6 protein-coding genes are annotated in these 5,557 nt (G+C 40.1%); 2 read left to right on the forward strand and 4 right to left on the reverse strand.

Features of this window, described 5'->3' with window-relative positions:
- Positions 1-793 (reverse strand): arginine--tRNA ligase domain-containing protein (gene argS / locus ACTF6W_RS02355; protein ID WP_438992932.1); only part of this gene is annotated, 793 nt, incomplete at its 3' end.
- Between the two features lie 46 nt (positions 794-839).
- Positions 840-2,042: a deoxyguanosinetriphosphate triphosphohydrolase gene (locus ACTF6W_RS02360; RefSeq protein WP_438992933.1), complete on the reverse strand. Its 1,203-nt coding sequence runs from the start codon at positions 2,040-2,042 to the stop codon at positions 840-842.
- Between the two features lie 127 nt (positions 2,043-2,169).
- On the opposite strand from ACTF6W_RS02360, the gene erpA reads away from it, so the two are divergent.
- Positions 2,170-2,511, forward strand: coding sequence for an iron-sulfur cluster insertion protein ErpA (gene erpA / locus ACTF6W_RS02365; protein WP_438992934.1), 342 nt, complete (start codon positions 2,170-2,172; stop codon positions 2,509-2,511).
- A 3-nt stretch (positions 2,512-2,514) separates the two neighbouring features.
- Complete coding sequence (xth, locus tag ACTF6W_RS02370) at positions 2,515-3,285, forward strand: exodeoxyribonuclease III (RefSeq protein WP_438992935.1); 771 nt, start codon at positions 2,515-2,517, stop codon at positions 3,283-3,285.
- Here xth and ACTF6W_RS02375 read toward each other — a convergent pair.
- Together ACTF6W_RS02375 and ACTF6W_RS02380 are read right to left on the reverse strand one after the other, a co-directional pair.
- Positions 3,282-4,595 (reverse strand): APC family permease, encoded by a 1,314-nt coding sequence (locus tag ACTF6W_RS02375; RefSeq protein WP_438992936.1) that lies wholly within the window; start codon positions 4,593-4,595, stop codon positions 3,282-3,284. The genes xth and ACTF6W_RS02375 overlap by 4 nt on opposite strands.
- Before the next feature lie 92 nt (positions 4,596-4,687).
- A complete protein-coding gene (locus tag ACTF6W_RS02380) occupies positions 4,688-5,347 on the reverse strand; it encodes a queuosine precursor transporter (protein ID WP_438992937.1) in 660 nt (219 codons plus the stop codon).
- Positions 5,348-5,557: the final 210 nt, after the last annotated feature.

A 5,557-nucleotide genomic window follows, 5' to 3' on the forward strand; every position in this document is an offset into this window, starting at 1 on the left:
ATTTTTCAGAGAAAAAGACTTCATGCTTTATTCCTAATGTTTCAAGGTCATCACGAACAAGATCCATCATTGCACTACTTGCGAATGCTTTTAAATCTTCTAGCCATTCGCTTTCGTCTTTACCTTTTAGGCTATCTCCGTATTTCTCAACGAGTGCATTTCCAACGGGAATAAGATATTTTCCCGGATAAAGGCCTTCAGGCACTTCACCCACGTCTTCACCTAAGGCTTCCAAATATCTATGATATGCTGATTGAGCGAGGGTATTGATCTGACCACCTGCATCGTTAATATAATATTCTTTTGCTACGTCAAACCCTACATAATCCAAGAGTGTCGCGAGAGCATCCCCAAAAACGGCGCCACGGCAATGGCCAACATGCAATGGTCCCGTTGGGTTTGCCGACACATACTCAACATTTACTTTTTCATTATTTCCATATGTGCTGCGCCCATAATCCAACCCTTTATCAAGAATTACCGCTACTTGATTTTGAATAAAATTAGTTTTAAGGCGAATATTGATAAACCCAGGGCCCGCTATATCAACTTGTTCGACATTTTCGTGTTTTTCTAGCCCCGTGGCAATCAATTGCGCAATATCACGTGGCTTCATTTTCGCTTGTTTCACTAACACCATAGCGGCATTGGTGGCGATATCACCATGGCTCGCGTCTCTAGGAGCTTCAGCGGTGATATTTTTGAGATCCAATCCTTCTGGAAGGGAACCATCGTTACTTAAAGATGTGATAATATCTTTTATGTTTGTTTGAAAATCTTTAAAAATGTTCATTATGTTGTGGTCTTTATATTACGCAATTTGGTCACTGCACTCTTTGCTATAGCTCAAATGTTGAGGTATCAAATAATCTTCTGTGTTCCAATAGCGCAAATCTGTCCGTCATGCCAGCAATAAAATCAGCAACGCGTCTTGCTCTTTCAGAAGCAGTTCTTGTTTGCATTTCCACTTGCCATTCTGTCGGGAGGCATTCGGGTTCCGTAAGATACAAATTAAATAAGTCCGTTACTACACGTCTTGCCTTACTGGACATGCGATTTACTTTATAATGACGGTACATATTTTTCATAAGAAATGCTTTTAAAGCTTTATCTTGTTCTTTCATATTATCTGAAAATGTGACCGTCATTTTTTGAGCACCACGAATATCATCAACTGTTTCGGGCTTTAAAACGTTTAAGTTAAGTTGGCTATGGATAGTAACATCATTAATCATGCGGCCAATAAGACTGCGAATGACCTCTTGCTGCATTTGCTTTTCTTCTAATTTACCATATTTATCAAACACTTTTTTGATCTTCTTGGCAACGATTGGCACTTCAGAAAGTTGTTCAACTGTTATGAGACCCGCTCTTAAACCATCCGCCATATCATGGCTATTATAAGCTATATCATCCGCTATAGCTGCCACCTGCGCTTCTGCGCTGGCATAGGTATGCGGTTCAAGATCATGTTGATCATTATATTTATTAAAATTGACATGTAAGGAAGATGTATCACCCTCATAACTACATAGCGGGCCATTATGTTTAGCTAGTCCCTCAAGTGTATCCCATGTTAAGTTCAACCCTGGAAAATCGGCATAATTATTTTCCAATTTTGTTACAACCCTAAGCGACTGTGCATTATGATCAAAACCGCCATATGGCTTAATAGCTTCATCAAGCGCGTCTTCGCCGGCATGGCCAAAAGGCGTATGACCAAAATCATGCGCTAAGGCCAATGCTTCGGTGACATCCTCATTTAAACCCAGGGTGCGCGCAATGCTTCTGGCAATTTGGGCTACTTCAATTGAATGGGTCAAACGGGTTCGGTAATAATCCCCGACATGATGGACGAACACTTGAGTTTTATGCTTTAATCTACGAAAAGCACCAGAATGAATTATTCTGTCACGATCTCTTTGATATTCGGTTCTGTTGCGGCTTGGTTTCTCTTCATGAAGCCGACCTCTTGATTTTCCGGGAATAAGTGCATAAGGAGCAAGATTAGCATTTGGTTTAAAAAGTTCAAATTCAGCCATTTTAGTCACTTTTTTATCATTAATTTATTATTTATCTTATCATAAGCCTTTTTAGTGGCTATTGACAATTCATTCATTTAAATTACATATGAACTCAAGGGGTAATTTTTACTCAAGGTATATTAAAATGACAAATGATAACACACCCGTAACACTAAGTGAAAATGCTGCAAAACGCATTAATACTTTAGTTGAATCACAAGGGAATAAAAACTTAAAGTTCCGCATTACTATTAATGGCGGTGGATGCAGCGGTTTTCAATATGATTTCGCCCTTGTAGAAGAGAGCAAAGAAGATGATCTTGTTGTTGAACGTAACGGCGCGACTATGCTCGTAGATGGACTTTCTATTATGTATTTAATGGGCTCAGAAGTTGATTTTACAGAAGAACTTGCCGGTTCAATGTTCGTGGTAAAAAATCCAAACGCGACTGCATCTTGCGGCTGCGGTTCTTCTTTCGCGGTATAATTTATGAAAATTGCCACTTGGAATGTTAATTCGATTAATGCGCGCATCCCACGCGTAAGTGAGTGGCTATCTCAAGCGTCACCAGATGTGGCATTGTTACAAGAATTAAAATGCGTTGATGAAAAATTTCCTCGTACTGAAATAGAGGATCTCGGCTATAATATCGTCACGCACGGACAAAAATCATATAACGGTGTCGCAATTCTTTCTAAGCATCCTATCGAAGATGTGATGATTGGACTTCCCGGTGATGACAGTGATGAACAAGCAAGATATATTGAAGCCACAATAAATACCGTTCGTGTTGCCTCTATCTATCTACCTAACGGAAATCCATATCCTGGCGAAAAATTTGATTATAAAATTGGCTGGATGGATAGATTAATCGAAAGAGCAAAATACCTGCTTACCTTGGAAGAAGATTTTGTTCTGGCTGGTGATTATAACGTCTGCCCAAAAGATGAAGATTGTTATGACATTGTTAGATTTGCAAATGATGCACTTGTTCAGCCGAAATCAAGAGATCGGTTTTATACGCTTTTAAACCTTGGTTTAACTGACGCATTTCGCGCCTTTACCCCTAGTGGACGTAATTACACCTATTGGGATTATCAGGCAGGCGCATGGCAAAAAGATAACGGCGTTAGAATTGACCATTTATTACTCAGTCCCACAGCGGCGGATAAAGTGATAAAATGTGAAATAGACCGCACACCACGTGGAAAAGAACGCCCTTCTGATCACACTCCAATTTGGTGTGAATTATCACTTTAATTCTCAGAAGGTTGCTTTTTCAAAATATATTTTCTGAAAATATAAAGCCCTAATGAAAATAAAACGAGTGCAAGAATACTCAATGCTTCCTCATATTCCATTTGGAATAACATCCATGCAATAACTGCGCAGCTAAGTACCGGAATAATAAATTTACCCGGGACTTTAAATTGATCATCCTTAGGATCACCATCACGAAGACGAAGTTTAATAACAGACAAACTTACACCGGCATAAATCAGCAAAATAGATCCTGATGCGAGCACCGCTAAAACTGAAAAAGTACCACTAATTGCAATCAAGCACATCACACCTGCAAAGGAAACCACGGCCACATAAGGTGTGTGGAATTTTGGATGAACCTTTGCTAAGAAAGCGGGTAAATTTCCATCCCTAGCAGATGCAAACACGACGCGTGGCGTAACAAGAATATCTCCACTTAACGTACTAAAAATAGATATCACCCCACCGATCAATAATAAATTCACACCCCATTCACCAAAGACTTCCTTGGCAGCAGCAGCCAGAGGTGCTTCCGTATTATTCGCAAGTTCAGGGCCCAACACCCCTTGCGCAACCGATTGCAAACCAAGATAAAGCAAAAAGATGCTTCCCATTCCAAGCAGCACGCCCCTTGGCACAGTTCGGGAGGGGTTTTTAATTTCACCGCTAGCATTTAAAGCGCACTCCGCGCCAGAAAAGGCAAATATTAAAATGATAGTACTTGCCCCAACTTGTTCAAAGGTAGGCCATTCAGAAATTTTCAAATTATCGAAATTTATCGCAAAAACACCAAATATCAGAAGCATGCCTAATGGAACGAACTTTGCGATTGTATTGACGATATATAGCCTCTTTCCTGTTTCAACCCCTCGTATATTCATGAAAACAAGAAAGGTTAGCAAAACAACCATGAACAAGGCTCGGGGAATTGTTTCCTTTAAAACGGGTACGGCAATGGAAATTGTTTCCACCATCGCCACAAGAATGGCCGCGTCTGAGAGAATGGCCCACCCAAACCAAAGCAACATTGACGAAACAAATCCTGCCATTGGGCCAAATGCATCTTCAATGTAAGCATATGATCCACCACTACGGGTAATACGGCTTCCGATTTCCGCGTAACACATAAAGATAAGGCCCACGGCCACCGCACATATAACATAAGCAATTATCGCAGCAGGCCCAAGGTTTGCCGCAATAACACCTGGTAGTACAAAAATACCGCCACCAACTACCATGTTAAAAATATTTACCCCAAGTGCTTTTGTTCCAATGGAACGAACCAGACCCTCTCTGGTTTTTTTCACTTCATTCGCCATTTTTCGGCTTTCTGTTTGTTTTTCCCTATATAGCTATAGTGGAGAAAGACGCCAAACTTGTCTAGGAGAAAGAATTTGCTTCAATCTGTGTCTAGTTTAAATGGAGAGAAATCAGTTTTATCATCAAACACATCCACACCTTCGGCACGTTTAAGAAGTGCAACCAACTTATAAGTTACGGGCGTTAAAACCGCTTCCCAACTGACTTTGATTAGAAAGTTAGAAATCATTACGGTAATTATGACATCATTTTCCCATATTCCGTAAAAAGCGACCGGATAGAAAATAAGACTATCCATGCCTTGTCCAACAATTGTTGAACCGATCGTTCGTGACCAAAGGTGCTTACCCTTTGTCCAGATTTTCATCCTCGCCATTACATAAGCATTGATCATTTCACCGGTAAAAAAGGCGATTAAAGACGCGATTACAATTCTTGGGACTTGGCCAAATATGAGCGCATAAGCCTCCTGCCCTTCCCATCCGGGGGCTGGCGGCAATTCAACGATAATAAAGCTTATGATTGACGCAAAAATAACACCAATAAAGCCCACCCATATTACTTTTCTTGCACGGGCGTATCCATAAACTTCAGTTAAGACATCACCAAATACATAGGATAAAGGAAAAAATAATACACCAGCTCCATAAATATAAGGTGATCCTAATATATCAATTGTGGCAAGCTTTGCTGGGCCAATAATATTTGAACAGATGAGGACCACTACAAAAGCGGCCATCATCAGATCATAATATTTAAATTGGTGTTTTCCCCTATTCAAAGTTAGAATCTTGAGCTAGTCAACTTAACATCAGAATTTGCCCACATTTTATTGTAGCGATTCATAAATTCTTCCGCGAGCGCGTCTTTATTTTGCGCCGTTAACGCTTGATACATTCCATAAAGTGAATATGCATTTTCAGGGTTATGCTTAAGGTCATCCCAATAA

Source organism: Pseudemcibacter sp., assembly GCF_965661635.1.
Classification (GTDB): domain Bacteria; phylum Pseudomonadota; class Alphaproteobacteria; order Sphingomonadales; family Emcibacteraceae; genus Pseudemcibacter.